This is a genomic window from Mycobacterium asiaticum, from assembly GCF_001673635.1.
GTDB lineage: Bacteria > Actinomycetota > Actinomycetes > Mycobacteriales > Mycobacteriaceae > Mycobacterium > Mycobacterium asiaticum_C.
This window is the reverse complement of record NZ_LZMH01000039.1, coordinates 1-2,280: the sequence shown is the minus strand read 5'-3', so window position 1 is coordinate 2,280 and position 2,280 is coordinate 1. Positions and strand designations below refer to the sequence as shown.

The 2,280-nt window shown below is 67.6% G+C and carries 2 protein-coding genes; both read right to left on the bottom strand.

The annotated features are described in order from the left end of the window. Positions 1 to 330: 330 nt before the first annotated feature. The gene (locus A5645_RS29280) at positions 331 to 1,773 is read right to left on the bottom strand and encodes an ATP-binding cassette domain-containing protein (RefSeq protein WP_436405488.1); all 1,443 of its coding nucleotides are present in this window, start codon (positions 1,771 to 1,773) and stop codon (positions 331 to 333) included. Next, on the bottom strand, positions 1,749 to 2,048 hold the full coding sequence (locus A5645_RS29095; protein ID WP_216638300.1) for a hypothetical protein: 300 nt from the start codon (positions 2,046 to 2,048) through the stop codon (positions 1,749 to 1,751). Before A5645_RS29095 ends, A5645_RS29280 begins: the two co-directional genes overlap by 25 nt. Positions 2,049 to 2,280 lie beyond the last annotated feature (232 nt).

The window sequence follows — 2,280 nt, the reverse complement described above, 5'->3', positions numbered from 1 at the left end:
ATTCCGTTGATTTGCCGGCTCCGGAGGGGCCGACCACGGCCAGCAAGCTGCGTTGGGGCAGCACCTCGCCGTCATCGCCGCCGACCGCCAATACGCCCTATTCCTGCTCGCCCTACCCCTGCTCCTGAGCCTGTTCACCTACGCCGTCCCCGGCGACGCCGGCCTCTCCCTGGCCAAAGCGATCGAGAAGGTATCGACCCAGCCGGGCCAGCTGTTGGTACTGCTGATCATCGGTGGCGCGTTGATGGGGTGTGCGACTTCGATCCGCGAGATCGTCAAGGAACAGGCGATCTACCGGCGCGAACACGGCATCGGCCTATCCGGCAGCGCCTACCTCGCCTCCAAACTGGCTGTGCTGGGCGCGATTACGAGTGCACAGGGCTTGATTCTGGGTTTTCTGGGCGTCGCATTCCTGCCGCCACCGGACCAATCGGTGGTACTGCCGTGGCCGCGGCTCGAGATCGCGGTGGCCGTGCGGGCGGTCCAGTCGGTGGTGGTGTCGTTTTCGAGCAGGATGAACAGGTCGGCGAAGTCGGTGCAGTTGAAGTAGGCCAGGGCTCGTTGGGGTGGGCCGAAGTAGGCCAGCCGGCCGCCGGGGGCCAGGACCAGGAGCCGGTCGCACATGTTGAGGTGGGCGATGTTGTGGGTGACCACGACCACTGAGCGCCCGTCGTCGGCCAGGCTGCGCAGGGTTTGCATGACTGATTTCTCATAGCCGGGGTCGAGTCCGGAGGTGGGTTCGTCCAGGAATAGCAGGGAGGGTTTGGTCAGCAGTTCCAGAGCGACGCTGGTGCGTTTGCGTTGTCCGCCCGAGAGGCTGTCGATGCGTTGGTCGGCTTGGGTCATCAGGCCGAGTTCGGTGAGGACTTCGTCGATGCGTTGTTGGCGTTCGGCGGCGCTGACGTCGTGGGGGAAGCGCAGTTGGGCGGCGTAGTTCAGGGCGCGGCGCACGGTCAGTGGGGTGTGCAGGATGTCGTCTTGGGGGACAAAGCCGATGCGGTGGCGCAGTTCGTCGTAGTTGTCGTAGAGGTCGCGTTGGTCATAGCGCACGGTGCCCGCGGTGGCGGGGCGGAATCCGGTCAGCGCGCCCAGCAGGGTGGATTTGCCGGCTCCGGAGGGGCCGACCACGGCCAGCAAGCTGCGTTGGGGCAGCACGAAGCTGACATCGGCCAGCAGGGTTTTGCCTTTGGGTGTTGCCACGCCCAGGTGGGTGGCTTCATAGGAGATGTCGCCGGTGTCGACGTATTCGACCAGCCGGTCACCGGACAGGTGCAGCAGTTGGTGGCCGATGCCCACGATGTCCTCGGGTCCGATCACTGCGCGGGTGATGCGGGTGCCGTTGACGTAGGTGCCGTTGGCGCTGTGGTTGTCGATCAGTTCCCAGCGTTGACCCGAGCGGCGCAGCAGGGCGTGTCGGCGCGAGACCAGCAGATCGTTGAGGACCACGGTGTTTTCCGGGGCGCGGCCGATGCTGACCACCACCGCGTCCATGGTGTGTACCGCGGTCGGGGTACGCACCGACCCGGTCTGGCCCGTCACCGCACTGGGCGGTGTCACCGGGCCGGTGATATCGAGCACCGAGGTGGCCTCCAAGCCCGCACGACCCTCACCCGGCGCACCCAGCGGGTCAGGCGGGGCTGGGGGTAGCGGCACCTGCACCACCTGGGTGGTCGCTTCCCCGATCGAGGGCGACCCCGCCACCGGTGGTTCGTTGCCCAGGGGCTGCACCTCAAGCAATTCCCCAGAGGTCACCGACCCCAACACCACCCCCACCGGTCATGCATCCCGGCCCGTCCGGTCCGATCCCGCGCCAGCCCGGCGTCCCAGTGGCGCCGCCCGGCTATCCGCGCGGCCCGGTGCCCTTGGGAGGCTTCCAAGGCGGTCCGCCACCGCCGCAACCGTTCGCCGGGCCGATGCCGTGGCACCCGGCGCCGCCGCGGCGCCACAACACCTGGGAGATCGTTGCCGCTGTCGTTGCCGTCGTCCTGGTTTTGATACTGGCCGTCATCGGTATCTACGCGGCCACCCGGGACGACAACACCAGGCATACCGGCACCGCGATCCCGACGGGCTTCGCACTCGTGAGCCGTAGCGCTGCAGCGCCTGCAAGAGGAATGATTCGGGGCAGCTTGGTCGGCATACCGGAGGCTTTGCATGGACGACACGGCGGGGACGGCGGTTTCTGAGCTGGCGCGCCTGGAGCTGCGCGGGGGTGGCCGGACGTGGCGGGTGACGCCGGATCGGGTGTGGCGGTTGGGGCGTTCCAGTGAGGTGGATATC